General features: G+C 75.9%; 1 protein-coding gene. It reads right to left on the reverse strand.

Annotated elements, in window-relative coordinates; genetic code table 11:
• Positions 1-79 precede the first annotated feature (79 nt).
• On the reverse strand, positions 80-20,008 hold the full coding sequence (locus VE614_RS24250) for a non-ribosomal peptide synthase/polyketide synthase (RefSeq protein WP_324940980.1): 19,929 nt from the start codon (positions 20,006-20,008) through the stop codon (positions 80-82).
• Between the last annotated feature and the right edge of the window lie 13 nt (positions 20,009-20,021).

Raw genomic sequence — 20,021 nt, forward strand, 5'->3', positions numbered from 1 at the left:
CGTGAAGGGTGTGAAGGATGGCTGGGAACGGCTGGTCGTGCGGTGTGCGGTGGTGGGGCGCGGCCCACGGGGCGGGGCCTCACCGGCGGTCGCGGGCGTGGTGGGCGATGTGGCGCAGGGCCTGGGCGAAGTCCTCGGCGACGGCGCGCACGGTGTCGGTGGCGTGCAGGGCGGGCCGGTGGTGCCAGGTGAAGGACAGCCGGCCGCGCTGGACCGCGCCGACGATCTCCAACGGGTGGGAGCCGCTGTCGCGCGGGTCGTGGTGCCGGCCGAACGAGCCGTGTTCCGCGCGCACCAGGCCGTCTCCGGGATTCTCGGGGCGGGCGTCCCACTGCCCGAGGTAGTTGAAGACGACCTGCCCGTGCGCGGCCCGTCCGAGCCGCTCGCGCACCTCGGGCGGGCCGAAGGTGCGCAGCGCGCCGAAGCCCAGCCCGTTGCCGGGCACGGCACGCAGCTGGCGGCGCACCGACTTCACCAGGGTCCGCCAGTCCCGGGCGGGCCCGAGGTCGGCGGGGTCGGGCACCTGGAGGGCGACCGGGTGGACGGTGGTGAACCAGCCGACCGTGCGGGTCAGGTCCACGTCGTCGAGGACGTCCTCGCGGCCGTGCCCCTCCAGGTCGAGGCGGACCTCCTCGCGGCCGGTCCAGCGGGCCAGGGCGAGAGCGAGAGCGGCGAGCAGCACGTCGTTGACGCGGGTGCGGTAGGCGGTCGGTGCGGCGCGCAGCAGCGCCTCGGTGTCCGCCTCGTCCAGTTCGACGGTGAGCGTGTCGGTGACGGCCGTCCGCGGAGCGGCCGATGTCTCGGCCGGCAGCGGTCCGGTGTTCACCGCCCGTTCCCAGTAGGGCAGTTCGTGGTCGAGTGCGCCGGACGCGACGTGCGCGGCGAGGCCTCGCGCCCAGTCGCGGAAGGAGGTGGTGCGCTCCCCCAGCGCGACGGGTCCGCCCTGGGCGGCCTGCCGGTAGGCGGCCTCCAGGTCGTCGCGCAGGATGCGCCAGGACACGGCGTCCACGACCAGGTGGTGGGCGACCAGGAGGAGGAAGGCGGGCCGGCCGGCGTCGCCGGTGAACAGGGCCGCCCGCAGCAGCGGGCCGCGTGCCAGGTCGAAGCCGGTGTGCAGGTCGTCGGCGGCCTTCTCCATCGCCGCGTCGGCCTCGGCGGGGGCCAGTCCGCCGAGGTCGTGACGGGTCAGGAGCCGGTCGCGGTCGGTGTCGGTCGTCGGCGGGTTGAACTGGTGCCAGCCGTCCTGGCCGGCGGTGAAGCGCATGCGCAGGGCGTCGTGGTGGTCGAGCAGGGCGTTCAGGGCCGTTTCCAGGGCGGCCGCGTCCACCTCGGCGGCGAGTTCGAGGAGCAGTGACTGGTTGAAGTGGCCGTGGCTGGCGCGCGGGCTGGTCAGGAACCACTCCTGGATGGGGGTGAGCGGCACCTCTCCGCTCACCGCTTCGTCCCCGGAGTGCCGGGGCGCGCCGGTGACGACGGTGGCCAGTTCGGCGACCGTCTGGTGGGTGAACAGGTCTCGGGTGGTCAGGTGCAGTCCGTCGCGTCGCAGCCGTGAGACGACCTGCATGCTCAGGATGGAGTCGCCGCCGAGGTGGAAGAAGTTGTCGTGCGCGCCGACGTCCGCCACGCCGAGGACGTCGGCCCAGATGCGGGCGATGCGGCGTTCGGTGTCGGTGCGCGGCGCCGTGTGCGGCCCGGTCGCGGTGTGCGCGGGGCCGGGTTCGGGCAGGGCGCCCCGGTCGGACTTGCCGTTCGGGGTGAGCGGCAGGTGCGCGAGCGGCACGAACGCCGACGGGATCATGTGCGGTGGGAGCAGCCCGGCGAGGTGGTCGCGCAGCTCGGGCACCGGCAGTTCCTCCGGGCCGCCCTCGGCGGGTACGACGTAGGCCACCAGCCGTCCGCCGGAGCGGCCGTCCGGGTCGCTGCCGCCGCCGCGCACGGTGACCACCGCGTCGCGCACCCGCGGGCTGCGGCGCAGCGCGCTCTCGATCTCTCCGGGTTCGATACGGAAGCCGCGCAGTTTGACCTGGTCGTCGGCGCGACCGGCGAAGCGCAGCTCGCCGTGGGAGTCCCAGCGGGCCAGGTCGCCGGTGCGGTACATCCGCTCGCCGGGCGCGCCGAACGGGTCGGCGACGAAGCGGGAGGCGGTCAGGCCGGGCCGGTTGAGGTAGCCGCGGGCCAGTCCGGGTCCGGCGACGTACAGTTCGCCGGTGACGCCGGGCGGGACGGGGCGCAGCGCCGCGTCGAGGACGTGGACGCGGGTGGCGCCGGCCGGGCGGCCGATCGGCGGGGCGCCCGTGCCCGGGGCGAGCGGGCCGGTCCAGGTGGTGACGACGGTGGCCTCGGTCGGGCCGTAGGAGTTGATCATCCGTCGGCCGGGGGCCCACCGTTCGACGAGGTGGGCGGGGCATGCCTCGGCGCCGACGATGAGGGTGCGCAGGTGCGGCAGGGTGCCGGCGGTCTCGGGGGCGACCGTGGCCAGGGCGGCCGGCGGGATCAGCGTGTGGCTGACGCGCCGCTCGGCGAGGACTTGGGCGAGCCGCTCGCCGACGAGCGGGCCTTCCTCCCCGGTGATCAGGGTGGCTCCGCTCAGCAGGGACACGCACAGCTCCAGCACGGAGGCGTCGAAGCTGGGCGAGGCGAACTGCAGGACCCGGTCGCCGAGGCCCGTGTCGTAGCGGTCGGCGGCGGCCGCGGCGAAGGCGGCGAGGCCGCGGTGTGTCACCGTCACCCCCTTGGGTGTGCCGGTCGAACCGGAGGTGTAGATCACGTACGCCGGGTGGCCGACGGTCAGCGCGGCCGTGCGGTGGGTGTCCGTGGGCGCGGTGTCCGGGCCGTCCGCGTCCCATACGGCGGCGGGGTCGTCCAGGACGAGCCAGGCTCCCGCGTCGCGCAGCATGAAGTCCCGGCGCTGCTCGGGATAGTCCGGGTCGACGGGCAGGAAGGCGCCGCCGGCCTTGGCCACGGCGAGCTGGGCCACCACCGTCTCCGCGCTGCGGGGCAGGGCGAGGGCCACGATCCGCTCGGGTCCCACACCCTGGGCGATGAGCCGGTGGGCCAGCCGGTTGGCGGCGCGTTCGACCTGCGCGTACGTCAGCTCGCGGCCGTCGGCGTCGGCCAGGGCGACGGCGTCGGGGGTGTGGGCGGCCTGCCGTTCGAACAGCTCGGGCAGGGTCGCCGCCGGGACCGGGCGGGCGGTGCCGCGTCCCTGGTCGAGGACGGCCTTGAGCGTCTCGTCGGTGGCGAGGGGCAGAGCTCCCAGGGGCCGGTCGGGATCGTCGGCGACGGCGGTCAGAAGCGTGCCGAGCTGGTCGGCCATGCGTTCGGCGGTGGCCGTGTCGAACAGATCGGTGTTGTAGGTGAGCAGTCCGTGCAGTTCCCCGGTGCCGGTCTCGGCGAACTCCAGGGTGAGGTCGAACGCCGCGTGCCGCAGCTCGGTGTCGATGTCGGTGACCTCGATGCCGGGCAGGTCGAGAGCGGCGGCCGGGGCGTTCTGCAGGACCACCATGACCTGGAACAGGGGGGTGCGGCTGGTGTCGCGGACCGGCTGCACCTCGTCCACCACCTGCTCGAACGGCGCCTCCTGGTGGGCGAAGGCGTCCAGTACGGTTCCGCGGACCTCGCTGAGGAACTCGGGGAAGGGGCGGTCGGGTTCGACGCGGGAGCGCAGGACGAGGGTGTTGACGAAGAACCCGACGAGGTGCTGGGTCTCGGCGCGGTCCCGGCCGGAGGTGACGGTACCGACGGTGATGTCCTCGCCGCCGGTCAGGCGGGCCAGGTAGGCCTGCGCGGCGGCGACCAGCGTGGTGAACAGGGTGGCCTGGCGGTCCCGGCCCACCCGGATGAGGCGGTGGGTCGTGTCGCGGGGCAGGACGAGGCGCACGGTGGCGCCGTCGTGGGTGCGCACCGCCGGACGCGGCCGGTCGGTGGGCAGGTCCAGCGTCTCCAGACCGGCCAGGTGCTCCTTCCAGTACGCGAGGTGGTCGTCCGTGCCGCGCCCGCGCTGCCAGTGGGCGTAGTCGGCGTACTGCACCGGCAGCGGCGGCAACTCACCATCGCTCCCGTCCACTTGTGCGCGGTAGAAGTGGGCGAGGTCTCCGGCGAGCACCCCCGTGGACCAGCCGTCGGTGACGATGTGATGCAGGGTCAGCGTCAGGACGTGCTCGTCGTCCGTGAGCCTGATCAGGCCCGTGTGCAGGAGCGGGCCGCGCCGCAGGTCGAAGGTGCGGGCGCGTTCGGCCTCCAGCAGTTCCGCCAGCCGGACCGCGCGGTCGCTGTCCGCGAGCGCCGACAGGTCGTGCAGGGTCGGGGGGACCTCCCGCGCCGGGTGGACGATCTGCACACCGTGGCCGTCCACCGCGTCGAACGTGGTGCGCAGCGCCTCGTGCCGTTCGACCAGGGCGCGCAGGGCCGCGGTGAGGGCGGGCACGTCGAGCCGGCCGCGCAGGCGCAGGGCCAGCGCCGTGACGTACTCGCCGCTGCCGGGCGCGAACTCCTCCAGGAACCACAGGCGTTGCTGGGCGTAGGACATCGGGGCGGGTGTGTCACGGGTGACCGGGACGATCGCGGCGGGCGGGGCCGCTCCGGAGCGTTCCCCGGTGAGCAGGGCGGCGAGGGCGGCGGGGGTGGGGTGGGTGAACACCGCCCGCGGGGACAGGCCGGTGCCGAACTCCTCGCCCAGGCGGGCGGCCAGCCGGATGCTGAGGATGGAGTCACCGCCCAGCTGGAAGAAGTCGTCCTCCACCCCGGGGCGCGGCACGGAGAGGACTTCGGCGAAGACGTCCGCGGCGCGGCGCTCGGCGTCGGTGCGCGGCTCGGCCGCAGCGCCCTGCCGGTCACCGCCCACGGGCTCGGGCGCCGGGAGCGCCGCCCGGTCGACCTTGCCGTTGCGGCTGAGCGGCAGCGCGGGCAGGGCGACGAACGCCGACGGGACGAGGTAGTCGGGCAGCGAGCGCCGGGCGAACTCCCGCAGCGCGGTGGCGTCCTCGGTGCCGACCACGTAGGCCACCAGGCGCCGGCTGCCGGGCCGGTCCTCGCGGGCCAGCACCGTCACGTCGGTGACGCCGGGGTGCGCCGCGAGGGCCGCCTCCACCTCGCCGGGCTCGACGCGGAAACCGCGGATCTTCACCTGGTCGTCGGCGCGGCCCAGGAACTCGACGGTGCCGTCGGGGCGGCGGCGGGCCAGGTCGCCGGTGCGGTACATGCGGCTGCCGGGGGGGCCGGCGGGGTCGGCGAGGAAGCGGGCCGCGGTGTCGCCGGGACGGCCCAGGTAGCCGCGGGCCACACCCTCGCCCGCGATGTACAGCTCGCCGGCGCAGCCCGGCGGTACGGGCCGCAGCCGGCTGTCGAGAACGTGCACGCGCAGGTCGTCGAGCGGGTGGCCGATGGGCACGGTGCCGGGGACGGCGGTCGCGTCGGTGAGCGCGAAGGACGTCGCGAACGTCGTCGTCTCGGTGGGGCCGTAGCCGTCCACGACGGTCAGGCCGGGGCAGGCGGCCAGGACGCGGCGCACGGCCGCGGCGGGCACCACGTCACCGCCGGTCCACACCTGGCGCAGACCGGTGAGGCAGTCCGGTGCGTCCTGCGCCAGCAGCCGGAAGAGGCCGGCGGTCAGCCACAGCGCGCTCAGGCCGCCGTCGCGGACCAGGCTCCGCAGCAGTGCCGCGTCCAGCGGCCGCGCGGGCGCCACGACGACGCAGCCGCCGTTGAGCAGGGGCGCCCACACCTCGAAGGTGGCGGCGTCGAAGGCCACCGGGGAGTGCAGCAGCACCCGGTCGCACACCCCGCCGGTGAAGCGGCTGTCGGTGGCGAGGGCGGCCACGTCACGGTGGCGTACCGCGACCGCCTTGGGTTCGCCGGTCGACCCGGACGTGAACATCACGTACGCGAGTCGGTCGGCGTCCGCGGGGGCGGGAGCGGGAGCGCCCGGCACCGGGGTGCGCGCGGCGGCGATGTCCGCGGCGGTCAGCCGGACCGTGGCGCCCGCCCGGTCGATCAGCGTGCGCCGGCGGTCCTCGGGGGCGCGGGCGTCCACCGGGACGTAGGCGCCGCCCGCCTTGAGGACGGCGAGCTGGGCGACGACGAGTTCGGCGCCGCGGTCCATCAGCAGCGCCACCCGGTCCTCGGCCCGCAGGCCGTCGGTGAGGAGCCGGGAGGCCACGGCGTCGGACCACTCGTCGAGGCGGCGGTAGGTCAGCTCCGTGTCGCCGTCGCGCAGCGCGGGCGCGTCGGGGGTACGGCGGGCCTGCCCGGCGAAGAGTTCGACGGGGCTGTCCGGCGCCGTCCCCCGGGCGGTGACGTTCCACCGCGCCAGCAGGGCGTGGTCGTCCTCGGTCAGCGGCTCCAGGCCGGTCACGTCCGCGTCCGCCTCGATGGCGTCGGCGAGGGCGCGCAGGACGACCGCGAGCCGGTCGGCGAGGCGTTCGGCCGTGTCCGGGTCGAACAGGGCGGCGTCGTAGGCGAGGTCGAGGCCGAGCCGGTCGCCGAGGTGGGCGCGCAGGCACAGCGGGAAGGTCGGCGCGTCGTCGGCGCGTACCTCCTCGACCCGCACGCCCGTGCGGGCCGTGGCGGACTCGTCGACGGGATAGTTCTCGAACACCACCATGCTGTCGAACAGCGACTCACCCGCCGGTATCCCGCTCAGCGCCTGGATGCGGGGCAGGGCGAGGAAGTCGAAGCGGCGGGCGTCGCTCTGCCGCTCCTGCACCTCCCGCAGCCAGGTCGCCGCTCCCCCGCCCGCGACCCGGACACGGGTGGGCACGGTGTTGATGAACATGCCGATCATCGACTCCACGCCGGGCAGTTCGGCCGGGCGCCCGGAGACGGTGGTGCCGAACACGACGTCGTCGCGGCCGCCGTGGCGGGCCAGCAGCAGCGCCCAGGCGCCCTCGATCACGGTGTTCACCGTCAGTCCGGCCCGGGCGGCCGTCTGCCGCAGCCGTGCCGAGACGTGCTCGTCCAGCTGCCGGTGCGCCACGGCGGCGGCGCGGGCGCGGTGCTGCTCGGCCGGTGTGCGGTCGTAGGGCAGCGGGGTGCGGGCCGGGAAGCCGGCGAGGAGGCCGGCCCAGTGGGTCTCGGCCGCGCTGTCGTCCTGGTCGCGCAGCCAGCGCAGGAAGTCGGCGAACGGGCGCCGGACCGGTGCGGGGGCCTCTCGGCCGCCGGTGAGCGCGGCGTAGCGCTCGCACACCTCGGTGAGCAGTTGTCCGGTGCTCCAGCCGTCCAGGATCAGGTGGTGGGAGGACCAGAGCAGCAGGATCTCGTCGCCGGGCAGCGCGGCCAGGGTGATGCGTGTGAGGGGTGCGGCGGTCAGGTCCATGCTCGCCGCGCGGTCGGCGGCCAGCAGTTCCTCGGTCCTGCCCGCGCGCTGTTCGGGCGTCAGTTTCCGCCAGTCCAGGTGGGTGACGGGCAGCTCCACGCGCCGGTGCACGACCTGCACGGGATGCGGCAGGCCCTGCCAGTGGACGCTGGTGCGCAGGGCCTCGGTGCGGTCGGCGACCTGCTGCCACGCGGCGGCGAAGGCCTGCGGGTCGGTCACCCCCGACAGTCGTACGGCCACCCGGTCGGAGTAGGCGCCCGCCGTGTCCACCAGGCCGTGGAAGAGCATGCCGGCCTGCAGCGGTGTCAGCGGCAGGACGTCCGCCACGTCCCGGCCGTCGCCCACGAGGCGGTCCAGCTCCGCCTGCCCGAGCCCGGCGAGCGGGAAGTCCGACGGGGTGCGGCCGCCCGCGCCGGGGCGGGCGCAGTGGGCGGCGATCTCACGCAGCGCCGCGCACATCTCCTCGGCGAGCGCGCGGACGGTGGACTCGTCGTAGACGGCCGGCGGGTAGGTCCAGCCGAGTTCGAGCCGGCCGTCCTGGACCACCCCGGTGATGTCCAGCAGGTAGGGCCGGGGGGCGTCGGGGTCGGTGTCGGAGCCGGCCGGGGGCAGGGCGGCGCCGTACAGGCCGCTGCCGCTGCCGCCGCCGTCGGCGTCCCACTGGCCGTGGTAGTTGAAGCCGACCCGCGGTGCCGGGGCACCGGCCAGCGGGCTGTCGGGCAGCAGGTGGCGCAGCGCGCCGTGGCTCAGGCCGCGCAGGGGCACCGCGCGCAGCTGCTCCTTGACCGAGCGCAGGATGTCGTGCCAGTCGGCGTCGGGGGCGACGTTCAGCGCGAGGGGGAACTCGGCGGTGAACCAGCCGACCGTCCGGGACAGGTCCACGTCGTCGAAGAGATCCTCGCGGCCGTGGCCCTCCACGCCGACCAGCACGCTCTCGCGCCCGCACCAGCGGGCCAGGGTGCGGCCGAGGGCACTGAGCAGGACGTCGTTGACCTGGGTGCGGTAGACCTCCGGGACCTGGCGCAGCAGGGCCTGGGTCGTCTGCGGCTCCAGTTCCACCGTGAGCGTGGCGGCGGTGCCGTGGGTGTTGGGGCCGGGCCGGCCGGCGGGCAGGCCGGCCGGGGCCGCCGCGGTCCGGCGCCAGTGGTCGAGGTCGCCGTCCAGGGCGCCGGACCGGGTGTGCGCCTCCAGCCTGGTCGCCCAGTGGCCGTACGCGGTGGTGGCCGGCGGCAGCTCGACCGGGCGTCCGGCGGCGGCCTGCCGGTGGGCGGTCTCCAGATCGGCCAGCAGGATCCGCCAGGAGACGCCGTCGATCACCAAGTGGTGGACGGTGACGAGCAGTTGCGCGGGCAGGTCCGGGCCGCGGTCCCAGATCAGGGCGCGCGCCACGCGGCCCTCGGCGGGGTCGAGCGAGGCGCGGGCCTCGTCCGCGAGGCGGGCCGCCTCGGCCTCCAGGGCGGGGCCGTCGAGGCCGGTCATGTCGTGGTGGGTGACGGTGCCGTCCGGGGCGTCGGGCAGGATCTCCTGGCGCCAGCCGTCCTCGGTGCGGCGGAAGCGGGTGCGCAGCGCCGGATGGTGGCGTACGAGGGCGTCCGCGGCGGCGCGCAGCGCGGACAGGTCGGTGCCGGGGGCCAGTTCCAGGCGCTGCGACATGGTGAAGCGCAGCGGGTCGCCGGGGTGGCGGCCGTCGAGGTACCAGTGCTGGATGGGGGTCAGGGGTGCCTCGGCGGGCGCGGTCGTCTCCGCCGTGACCGGCGCCGGCTCGGTGACGCGCAGGGCGAGTTCGGCGACGGTCTGGTGGAGGAAGACGTCCTTGGTGGTCAGCGCGAGCCCGGCCTGGCGGGCCCTGGCGACGATCTGGATGCTGAGGATGGAGTCGCCGCCGAGGGCGAAGAAGTTGTCCCGCGCGCCCACCCGTTCGACCCGCAGGACCTCCGCCCAGATCGCGGCGAGCGTCTCCTCGGTGCCGGGGCGGGGTGCCACGTACGTGGTGGCGGGGTCGGGCTGCGCGGGCGGGGCGGGCAGGGCGCGCCGGTCGGTCTTGCCACTGGTGGTGCGCGGGATCCGGGCCAGCGGCACGTACGCCGCGGGCACCATGTGGTCCGGCAGGGTGCGCCGCAGCGCGAGGCGCAGCTCGTCCGCGGTCGGGGCGGTGGGCCCGGCGGGCACCAGGTAGGCCACGAGCATGAGCCGGCCCGCGTGCTCGCGTGCCGTCACGACGGCTTCGGCCACCTCCGGGTGGGCGAGCAGCGCGGCCTCGACCTCGCCGGGTTCGATGCGGAACCCGCGGATCTTGATCTGCTCGTCGGCGCGGCCCAGGAACTCCAGCAGGCCGTTCCCGTCCCGGCGGGCGCGGTCGCCGGTGCGGTACATCCGCTCCCCCGGCGCGCCGAAGGGGTCGGCGAGGAAGCGCGCGGCGGTCAGGCCGGGGCGGTTCAGGTAGCCGCGGGCCACCTGCGCGCCGGCGAGGTACAGCTCGCCGGGCACACCGGGCGGCACCGGGCGCAGGGCGCCGTCGAGGACATAGGCGCGCAGGTTGCGGCCGGGCCGCCCGATGACCGGCCGGTCGGGGCGGTCGGTGACGCGCCCGTAGGTGGCGTCGACGGTGCACTCGGTGGGGCCGTACATGTTGTAGGCGGTGACGCCCAGTTCGGCGGCGCCGTACAGCTCCCGCCAGGTGTCCGGACCTGTCGCCTCGCCGCCGACGAGCAGGACGCGCGGGTGGTGGCGGCCGGGCTCGAGGAGTCCCGCGGCGAGGAGTTCGCGCAGGAAGGACGGGGTGACGTTGACCAGGTCCAGGCGTCGTTCGGAGATCTGTGCGCAGAACGCCTCGGGGTCCAGGCGGACGTCCTCGTCGACGAGGTGGACCTCCTGGCCGAGGGTGAGCAGCAGCGGGCCTTCCCAGGAGGTGTCGAAGGAGAAGGAGGCGCTGAGCGCGGCGCGCAGCCGCCGCCCGTCCGCGGTGTGCGGGGTGACGAGCCCTTCACGGTGGTCGTGGCAGAGGTTGACCAGGTGGCGGTGTTCGACGACGACGCCCTTGGGACGGCCGGTGGAGCCGGAGGTGTAGACGATGTAGGCGGCGTGGTCCGGGCGCAGCGGGGCCGGGCGGTCGCGGTCGGTGGGGTTGTGGGCGGGCAGCCGGTCCCATGGGGTGTCGCGCAGCGTGTCGGCGGTCAGCACGGTGTGCGGGGACGCGTCCGCGAGGAGACGGGCGAGGCGTTCCCCGGGCAGGTCCGGCTCCAGGCACAGCAGGGTGCCGCCCGCCTTGGCCACGGCGAGGACCGCCACCATCAGGTCGGAGGTGCGCGGCAGCCGTACGGCGACCACCCGCTCGGGGCCGACACCCTGGGCCAGCAGGTGGTGGGCGAGCCGGTTCGCGCGCTCGTTCAGGGCGGCGAAGTCGAGGGTGGCGTCCCGTGCCACCAGCGCCGTGACGTGCGGGGTGCGGGCGGCCTGCGCCTCGAACAGCGCGGGGAAGGTGGTCTCCGGGACGGTGAGGTGGGGTCCCCGCGAGTCCTGCAGCACCCGCCGCCGTTCGCCGGCGGTCATCAGCTCCAGCGTCCGTACGTCCCGGCCGGGGTCCCGCACCGCCGCTTCCAGCAGCAGCCGCAGCCGGGCGGCCAGGCGGCGGACGGTGTCCTCGTCGAACAGGCCGGTGTTGTACTCCAGGTGGCCGGTGACGCCGTCGTCGCCCTCCACGAAGTCGAAGGCCAGGTCGAAGGTGGCGTGCCGGACCGGCGGCAGGACCGGTTCGGCGTCCAGGCCCGGCAGCGCGGGGGCCTCGGCGCCCAGGTTGTGCAGGGCGACCATGACCTGGAACAGGGGGGTGCGGCTGGTGTCCCGCTCGGGCTGGAGGGCGTCCACCAGCCGCTCGAAGGGCACGTCCTGGTGGGCGAACGCGTCCAGGACGGTGCCGCGCACCTCCTCCAGCAGCGCGCGGAACGACACACCGGGGCGCACCCGGTTGCGCAGCACCAGGGTGTTCACGAACATGCCGACGACGTCGTGCAGTTCAGGACGCTCGCGGCCCGCGGTGACGGTGCCGACGGCGAAGTCGTCCTGGTCGGCCCAGCGGGACAGCAGGACCGTGCACGCGGTCAGCAGCGTCATGTAGAGGGTCGCGTCGGCCTCCCGGCCCCGCTCGCGCAGCCGGTCGGTCAGCTCGGCGGGCAGGGTGAAGGTCACGAGCGCGCCGTCCCGGGTCCGTACGGCGGGGCGCGGCCGGTCGGTCGGCAGCTCCAGCGGCGGTACGCCGTCCAGCTGCTCGCGCCAGTGGGCGAGTTGCCGCTCGGCCTGTTCGGTGCGGGCGCGCTGCCAGGCGGCGTGGTCGGCGTACCGGACGGGCAGCTCGGGAAGTTCGGGGCGGCGGCCTTCGTGGGCCGCCGTGTACAGCTCGCCCAGGTCCCGGCCGAGGACGCCGAGCGACCAGCCGTCGGTCACGATGTGGTGGACGGCGAGGGCCAGCACGTGCTCGTCGGCCGCCGTGCGGGCCAGGCGGGCGCGCAGCAGCGGCCCGGCCGCCAGGTCGAAGGGCGTGGCGGCCTCGCGCTCCAGCAGCTCCTCCAGCGCCGCCCGGGGGTCGGGTGCGGTGGTGAGGTCGTCCACGGTCAGGGTGACCGGGTGCGGCGGGTGCACCAGCTGCCAGGCCTGTCCGTCCTGTTCGGCGAAGGTGGTGCGCAGTGCCTCGTGCCGGGCGACCAGGCCGTCCAGGGCGGTGCGCAGGGCGCCCTCGTCGAGCGGGCCGCGCAGGCGCAGCACGGACAGCGTCGTGTGCTCGGTGCTGCCGGGCTCGAACCGGTCGAGGAACCACAGGCGCTGCTGGGCGTACGACAGCGGAGCCGGGGTCTGCGGGGCGGTCGCCGGTATCGCGTCGGCCCCGGGGGCGGGCGCGCCGCCGGCCGGTTCGCCCAGCTCGGTGGCGAGCGCGGACACCGTGCGGCGGGTGAACAGCAGCCTCGGGGAGACGTCGGGGCCGAACGCGGCGCGCAGCCGGGCGGTGACGCGGACGGCGAGGATGGAGTCGCCGCCGAGCGCGAAGAAGTCGTCCCCTGCGTGCACCTCCTCGACCCCCAGCACGTCCGCCCAGGCGGCGGCGACCGCCCGTTCGGCGGGGGTGCGCGGCGGGGTCCGGTCGGTGCCGGCGGCGTAGCCGTCCGCCGTCGGAGCGGGCAGGGCGCGCCGGTCGAGCTTGCCGTTGACGGTGAGCGGCAGCGCGTCCATCGGCACATAGGCGGCGGGCACCATGTGGGCGGGCAGCAGCCGCTCCAGATGGGCGCGCAACTCGGCCGCCGGGGGTGTCGCGCCGGCGGAGCCGACGACGTGCGCCACGAGCCGGCGGGTGCCGGAGGCGTCCTCGAACACGCCGACCGCGGCCTCGGCGACGCCGGGGTGGGTGTGCAGGGCGGCCTCGATCTCCCCGGGTTCGATGCGGTAGCCGCGGATCTTCACCTGGGCGTCCGCGCGGCCCAGGTACTCCAGGGTGCCGTCGGGCCGCCACTTCGCCCGGTCGCCGGTGCGGTACATGCGGCTGCCGGCCGGGCCGAACGGGTCGGCGAGGAAACGGGTGGCGGTCAGGCCGGGGCGGCCCAGGTAGCCGCGGGCCAGGCCCTCCCCCGCCACGTACAGTTCGCCGGTCGCGCCCGGGGGCACGGGTGCCAGGTCCGCGTCGAGCACGTACACGCGCAGGTCGGGGATGGCCACGCCGATCGGGCCGGCGGGGCCGCCCGCGGCGGTGGCGGGGTCGAGCGGGGCGTGGGTGACGTGCACGGTGGTCTCGGTGATGCCGTACATGTTGACCAGGCGCGGGGCGGCGGCCGGATGGCGTGCCCACCAGTCGGCGAGCCGGCCGACGTCCAGGGCCTCGCCGCCGAAGATCACCGTGCGCAGCGCGAAGCGGGCGCCGGTCCCGGGGTGTTCGGCGTCGGCGCGGATGAGCGGGTAGAACGCGGACGGTGTCTGGTTGAGGACGGTGACCTGCTCGTCGGCCAGCAGCCGCAGGAAGTCCTCGGGCGAGCGGGCGGTCTCCTCGGGGACGACCACGAGCCGGCCGCCGTGCAGCAGCGGGCCCCACAGCTCCCACACGGAGAAGTCGAACGCGTAGGAGTGGAACAGCGTCCACACGTCGTCCGGGCCGAAGCCGAACCACTGGCTCGTGCGGGTGAACAGCCGCACCACGTTGGCGTGCGGGATCACCACGCCCTTGGGACGGCCGGTGGAGCCGGAGGTGTAGATGGCGTAGGCGGGGCTCTCCGGGAGCGGCCGGCGGGCCGGGGCGGGGCCGGCGGCCGGGCGCCGGGCGAGGTCGGCCTCGGTGTCCGGGTCGTCGATCACCAGGACGGGCACACCGGTGCCGTCGGCGCGGGCCGCCGTGCCGGTGGTGGTCACCAGGGTCACCGGGGCGGCGTCGGCGAGGAGGTGGGCGATGCGTTCGGCGGGCGAGTTCGGATCGATCGGCAGGTAGGCCGCCCCGGTCTTCAGCACGGCGAGGACGGCGACGACCTGGTCGGTGGAGCGGGGCAGGGCGAGGGCGACGAACCGCTCTGGCGCGGCGCCGAGTTCGGCGAGCCGGTGGGCGAGGCGCCCGGCGCGTGCGTCGAGGGTCGCGTAGTCGAGACGCTCGGTTCCGCAGGTGACGGCGACGGAGCCGGGTGTGCGGGCAACCTGCGCCTCGAACAGGTCCACCAGCGTCTCGGCGGGGCGGCCGCGTTCGGTGCCGTTCCAGTCGGTGAGCATCCGCCGCCGTTCCTCGGCCGTCGTCCAGGCCAGGGCGCGCAGCGGCCGGTCGGGGCCGTCGGCCAGTTCGGTGAGCAGCAGGCACAGCCGGTCGGCGAGCGCGCGGACGGTCGCCGCGTCGAACAGGGCCGGGTCGTAGGCGAGGTCGAAGCCGAGGCGTTCGCCGTGGTAGGCGCGCAGGACGAGCGGGTAGTTGGTGGCGTCGCGGGAGGTCACCTCGGCCAGCCGGATCCCGGACCCGGCCGTGCGGGCCTCGTCGAAGGGGTAGTTCTCGAAGGCGACCATGCTGTGGAAGAGCGGGCTGCCGGACGGCACGTCGCTCAGCTGGGTCAGCTCCGCGAGCGACACGGCCGCGAACCGTCTCGACTCGGCCTGCGCGTCCTGGAGTTCGCGCAGCCACTGGCGGGCCGGGCGTGCGGCGTCGACGCGGACGCGGGTGGGCACGGTGTTGATGAACATGCCGACCATGGACTCGACGCCGGGCAGGTCGTCGGGCCGGCCGGAGACGGTGGTGCCGAACACCACGTCGTCCTGGGCGCCGTAGCGGGCCAGCAGCAGCGCCCAGGCGCCCTGCACGACGGTGTTGAGGGTGAGTCCGGTCTCGCGCGCGGTGCGGGCCAGCCGGGCCGACGTCTCCTCGTTCAGTCCGGCGGCGTACACGTCCGCGGAGCGGGCCTGGTGGGCGTCGCGCAGGGGGCGGTCGGCGGGCAGCGGGGTGGGGGCGGCGAAGCCGGCGAGGACGCCCTGCCAGTGGGCGCGTACCGCGTCGGGGTCCTGCTCGGCGAGCCAGCGCACGTAGTCACCGAAGGGGCGCCGCAGCGGCGGCCGGGGCTCGGCCCCGGCGGTGAGCGCCGCGTACTCCTCGCACACCTCGGTCAGCACCTGGGCCAGGCTCCAGCCGTCCAGGATCAGGTGGTGGGAGGTCCACAGCAGGTGCAGCCGCGCGCCGGGCAGCCGGATCAAAGTCAGCCGCATCAGCGGCGCGGCGGCGAGGTCGATGCCTTCGGCCAGGTCGTCGGCGCGCAGCCGGGCCAGGCGCTCGGCGCGCTCGGCCTCGTCCAGGTCCCGCCAGTCGAGGTGGGTCACCGGCACCCGTACGTCCCGGCGCACGACCTGGAGGGGCACCGGCACGTCCTCCCAGACCACGCAGGTGCGCAGGGCGGGTGTGCGGTCGGTGACGCGCTGCCAGGCGACGGCGAGGGCGCGCGGGTCGGCGACGCCGTCCAGCAGCAGGCCCGCCTGGTCGACGTAGACGTCGTCGGGGCCGCCGACCAGCCGGTGGAAGAGCATGCCTTCCTGGAGCGGGGTCAGCGGCAGGACGTCCTCCACGTCCCGGCCGTCGCCGACCAGCCGGTCCAGACGGTCCTGGTCGAGGCGGGCCAGCGGGAAGTCGGACGGGGTGCGGCCGCCGGCGCCGGGGCGGGCGCAGTGCTCGGCGATCGCGGCGAGCGCGCGGGTCATGCCGTCGGCGAGGGCGCGGACGGTGTCCTCGTCGTGCACCTGGTCGCTGTAGTGCCAGGTGATCTCCAGTTCGCCGCCGGTCACCACGGCGGAGACGTCCAGCAGGTGGTCCAGCGGCTCGCCGGGGGCGATGTCGCGGCCGGGGGCCTCGCCCGCCGGGGCGAAGTCCCCGCCGCCGGAGGCCTCCCACTGGCCGTGGTAGTTGAAGCTGATCTGCGGCAGCGGCACGTCTCGGAGGGCGCGGGCGGCCGGGTCGGGCGAGCCGAGGCGGGCCAGGGCCTCGTGGCTCAGGCCGTGCCGGGGAACGGCCCGCAGCCGCTCCTTGACCGCCTTGAGGGTGGCACCCCAGTCCGGCGCCCCCGCCGGACCGGCGGGCGCGAGGGTGACGGGGTACTGGGCGGTGAACCAGCCCACCGTGCGGGACAGGTCCAGCGTGTCGTCCTCGCGGCCGTGGCCCTCCAGCAGGACGGTCACCCGCTCGGCGCCCGCCCAGTCGGCCAGGACCCGGCTCAGCGCGCCGAGCAGCACGTCGTTGACCTGCGTGCGGTAGACCGCGGGCACCTGGCGCAGCAGGGCCTCGGTGGTGGCGCGGTCCACGCGGGTGCCGAGGGTGCGGACCGAGCCGGCGAGCGGGGTGCCCGGACGGTCCACGGGCAGTGGGGTGCGGGGCTGGGCGGCCTCGGCCGTCCAGTGCGCCAGGTCGGCGTCGAGGTCGCCGTCGCGCACCCGGCGCGAGAGGTGCGCGGCCCAGTCGGTGAACGGTGTGGGGACGGGCTCCAGCCGGATCGTCTCGCCTTGGGACGCCTGCCGGTAGGCCTCGGCGAGGTCGGCGAGGAGGATGCGCCAGGAGACGCTGTCCACCGCCAAGTGATGCGCGGTGACGAACAGTTGGGGTCGCTCGCCGGGACGGGACAGCAGGGCGGCGCGCAGCAGGGTGCCGGTCTGCGGGTCGAGGGCGGCGCGGGCGGCCTCGGCGGCCTGTTCGCGTGCGGCCGCCGGGTCGGCGGCGTGGGAGAGGTCGTGGCGGGTGAGCAGGCCGGTGGCCGCTCCCTCCACGGGGTGCTGGCGCCAGGTGTCCCCCGAGCGGGCGAAACGGGTGCGCAGCGCCGGGTGGTGGGCGACCAGGGCCCGCAGGGCGCGCTCCAGGGCCGGTTCGTCCAGGTCGTACGGCAGGTCCAGCAGCATCGACATGCTGAAGTGGCGCAGCGGGCCGTGGGCGGCGAAGAACCACTCCTGCACCGGCGTCAGCGGCGCCGGGCCCTGTTCGGCCGGCGGCCGGGGCGCGGGCACCTCGGCGGTGCGCACGGACGCGGCGGCGGCGAGGTCGGCGACGGTCTGGTGGCGGAAGACGTCCCGCGAGGTCAGGTGCAGGCCGGCCGCGCGGGCGCGGGAGACGGCCTGGATGCTGAGGATGGAGTCGCCGCCCAGCTCGAAGAAGTTGTCGGTGACGCCGACCCGGCGGGCGCCCAGTACCTCGGCCCAGACGCGGGCCAGCGTCTCCTCCTCGGGGGTGCGCGGGGCGACGAACTCCCGTTCGCGCTCGCCGCCGTCGAGGTCGGGGGCGGGCAGGGCGCGGCGGTCGACCTTGCCGCTGACGGTCATCGGCAGGGCGTCGAGCACGGTGAAGGAGGACGGCACCATGTGGTCGGGCAGCACCCGCCGCAGCGCCGCCCGCACCTCGCCCGCGGCGGGCCGCGCGGCGTGATCGGCGGGGACGAGGTAGGCGGCGAGCCGGATGTGGCCGTGCGGGTCGGTGACGGCGACGACCGCGGCGGCGGCGACCTCGGGCAGGTCCGTCAGGGCCGCCTCGACCTCGCCGGGCTCGATGCGGTGGCCGCGCACCTTGACCTGGTCGTCGGCGCGCCCGAGGTAGTCCAGGCGTCCGTCGGCGGTCCAGCGGGCCAGGTCGCCGGTGCGGTACATGCGGGCACCGGGCGGGCCGAACGGGTCGGGCAGGAACCGCGCGGCCGTCAGCCCCGGCCGCCCCGAGTAACCGCGCGCCAGCTGCGCACCGGCCAGGTACAGCTCGCCGCCGACACCGGGCGGCACCGGCCGGAGCCGGTCGTCGAGGACGTAGGCGCGCACGTTGGCCAGCGGCCGGCCGACGGTCGGGCGGCCGTCGCCCTCGATGCGGCAGGCCAGGGCGTCGACCGTGCACTCGGTGGGTCCGTAGAAGTTGTACGCGGCCACGTCCCGCCGCGCGGCCAGCTCCCGCCACAGGGCGGGCCCGACGGCCTCGCCGCCGAGCATGAGTACGCGCGGGTGGTGGCGCGGGTCGGTGAGCAGTCCGGCGGGCAGCAGCTGGCGCAGGTAGGTGGGGGTCAGGTCGAGGAAGTCGATGCGGTGCTCGACGACGTACTCGACCAGTGCGGCGGCGTCCAGCCGGGTCGTCTCGTCGACCAGGTGCAGCGGGTGGCCGTCGGCCATCAGCAGCACGCCCTCCAGCGAGGTGTCGAAGGAGAACGACGCCGTCAGCGCCACCCGAAGCGGCCCGCCGCCCGCCTCGGCGACGAAGCCCTCGCGGTGGCCCGCCAGGAGGTTCGCCAGAGACCTGTGTGCCACCGCCACGCCCTTGGGGCGGCCGGTGGAGCCGGAGGTGTGGATGACGTAGGCGGTGGTGTCGGGGTCGGGCGGGGTGAGCGGGCCACCGGTGGTGTCGCCGGCCTCCCGCAGTGCGGCTTCGTCCAGCACCAGCACGGGCCGCGCGTCGTCCAGCAGGAACCGCACCCGGTCCTCCGGCAGCGCGGGGTCCAGGGGCAGGTAGCCGGCGCCTGCCTTCCAGACGGCGAGGATGGCCACGATCATGTCGGCGGTGCGCGGCAGTCCGAGGGCGACCAGGCGCTCGGGGCCCGCGCCGCGGGCCACCAGGTGCCGGGCCAGGCGGTCGGCGCGCGCGTCGAGCGTCGCGTAGTCGAGACGGACGTCCCCGGCGACGAGGGCGGTGGCGTGCGGGGTGCGGGCCGCCTGCCGCGCGAACAGCTCGGGCAGGGTCTCCCCGGGAACGGAGCGCGCCGTGGCGTTCCAGTCCCGTGTCACCTGCCGCTCCTGTTCGGGTGAGAGCAGGGGCAGGGCGCCGAGCGGCCGGTCGGGGTCGGTGGCGACGCCGTCCAGCGCGCGCAGCAGCTGGTCCGCCATGCGCTCGGCGGTGGCCGCGTCGAACAGGTCGGTGCGGTACTCCAGCAGACCGGTCAGTCCGTCCCCGTCGGGGACGAACTCCACGCTCAGGTCGAACGTGGCGGCCCGCCGGGGCACGGCGACCGGGGAGGCGGTCAGGCCGTGCGGGTCGGGTGCGGCGGGCGGCGCGGGGTGCAGCAGGACCATCACGTCGAACAGGGGGTTGCGTCCCGCCTCACGGGTCGCGCCGACGGCCTCCACCAGCCGCTCGAACGGCGTGTCGCCGTGCGCGAAGGCGTCGTTGACGGTGTCCGCGGCGGCGGCGAGCAGCTCGCGGAAGGAAGCGCTCGTCTCGACGCGGGTGCGCAGTGCGACGGTGTTGACGAAGAACCCGACGGCCCGCTCCAGGTCCGTGCGCCCGCGTCCGGGGGTGAGCGAGCCGACCGTGATGTCGTCCTGCCCGGACCAGCGGGCCAGCAGGGTCTGGCAGGCGGCGACCAGAGCGGTGAACAGGGTGGTGTGCTGCTCGGCCGCCAGGTTCCGCAGCCGTGCCGTGGTGGCGGCGGGGACGGCGAAGGTGTGCACCGCGCCGGCGCCGGACTCCTCGCCGCGCCGCGGGCGGTCCAGCGGCAGCTCGGGTGCGACCGCCCCCGACAGTTTCTCCTTCCAGTGCGCCAGGTGGCGCTCCAGCCGGGTGCCGGACAGCTGCTCGCGCTGCCAGACGGCGAAGTCCGGGTACTGCGTGGCCACCGGGGGCAGTGCGGGCCGCGCGCCCCGGGCGAGGGCGTCGTAGGCGGCGCACAGCTCCTCCAGCACGACGCCCATCGACCAGCCGTCGGTGACAATGTGATGGGCCGTCAGCAGCAGGACGTGCGCGTCGGGCGCCTCCCGCAGCAGCAGGGCGCGCAGCAGCGGGCCGCTCCCCAGGTCGAAGGGGCGCTCGTACTCGGCCAGCAGAGCCGCGTCCAGGTCCGCCCCGGCCTCGCCGGGAGCCGTCAGGTCCCGGACGGGCAGCGGGAGCGGCCCGGCGGGGTGCACGGTCTGCGCGGGAGTACCGTCGGTCTCCTGGAACGTGGTGCGCAGCGCCTCGTGCCGCGTCACCACGTGCTCCAGCGCCCCGGACAGGGCGGTGTGGTCGAGGGCTCCGGTGAGGCGCAGCGCGACGGCGCTGTTGTAGCGCGCGTCGCCGGGGCGCAGCCGGTCCAGGAACCACAGTCGCTGCTGGGCGAAGGACAGGGGCAGCGGCCGGGTGCGGCCGGCGTGCGGGATGGCCTGCCGGGCGGCGGCACCGGGGGCGCCTGCGGCGGCCCGTCCGGCCAGCCGGCGGCGGAGCGCTTCCTGGAGGTCCTGCGGCAGGGCCTCGGCACGGTTTCGCTTCGAAGACGTCATGGTCGTCCGGTCC

Source organism: Streptomyces sp. (genome assembly GCF_035645055.1).
Taxonomy (GTDB): Bacteria; Actinomycetota; Actinomycetes; order Streptomycetales; family Streptomycetaceae; genus Streptomyces.

Bases quoted from the DNA above. Each gene is read 5' to 3' on its own strand.
- VE614_RS24250 (WP_324940980.1), bottom strand. From the start codon at position 20,008: ATGACGTCTTCGAAGCGAAACCGTGCCGAGGCCCTGCCGCAGGACCTC.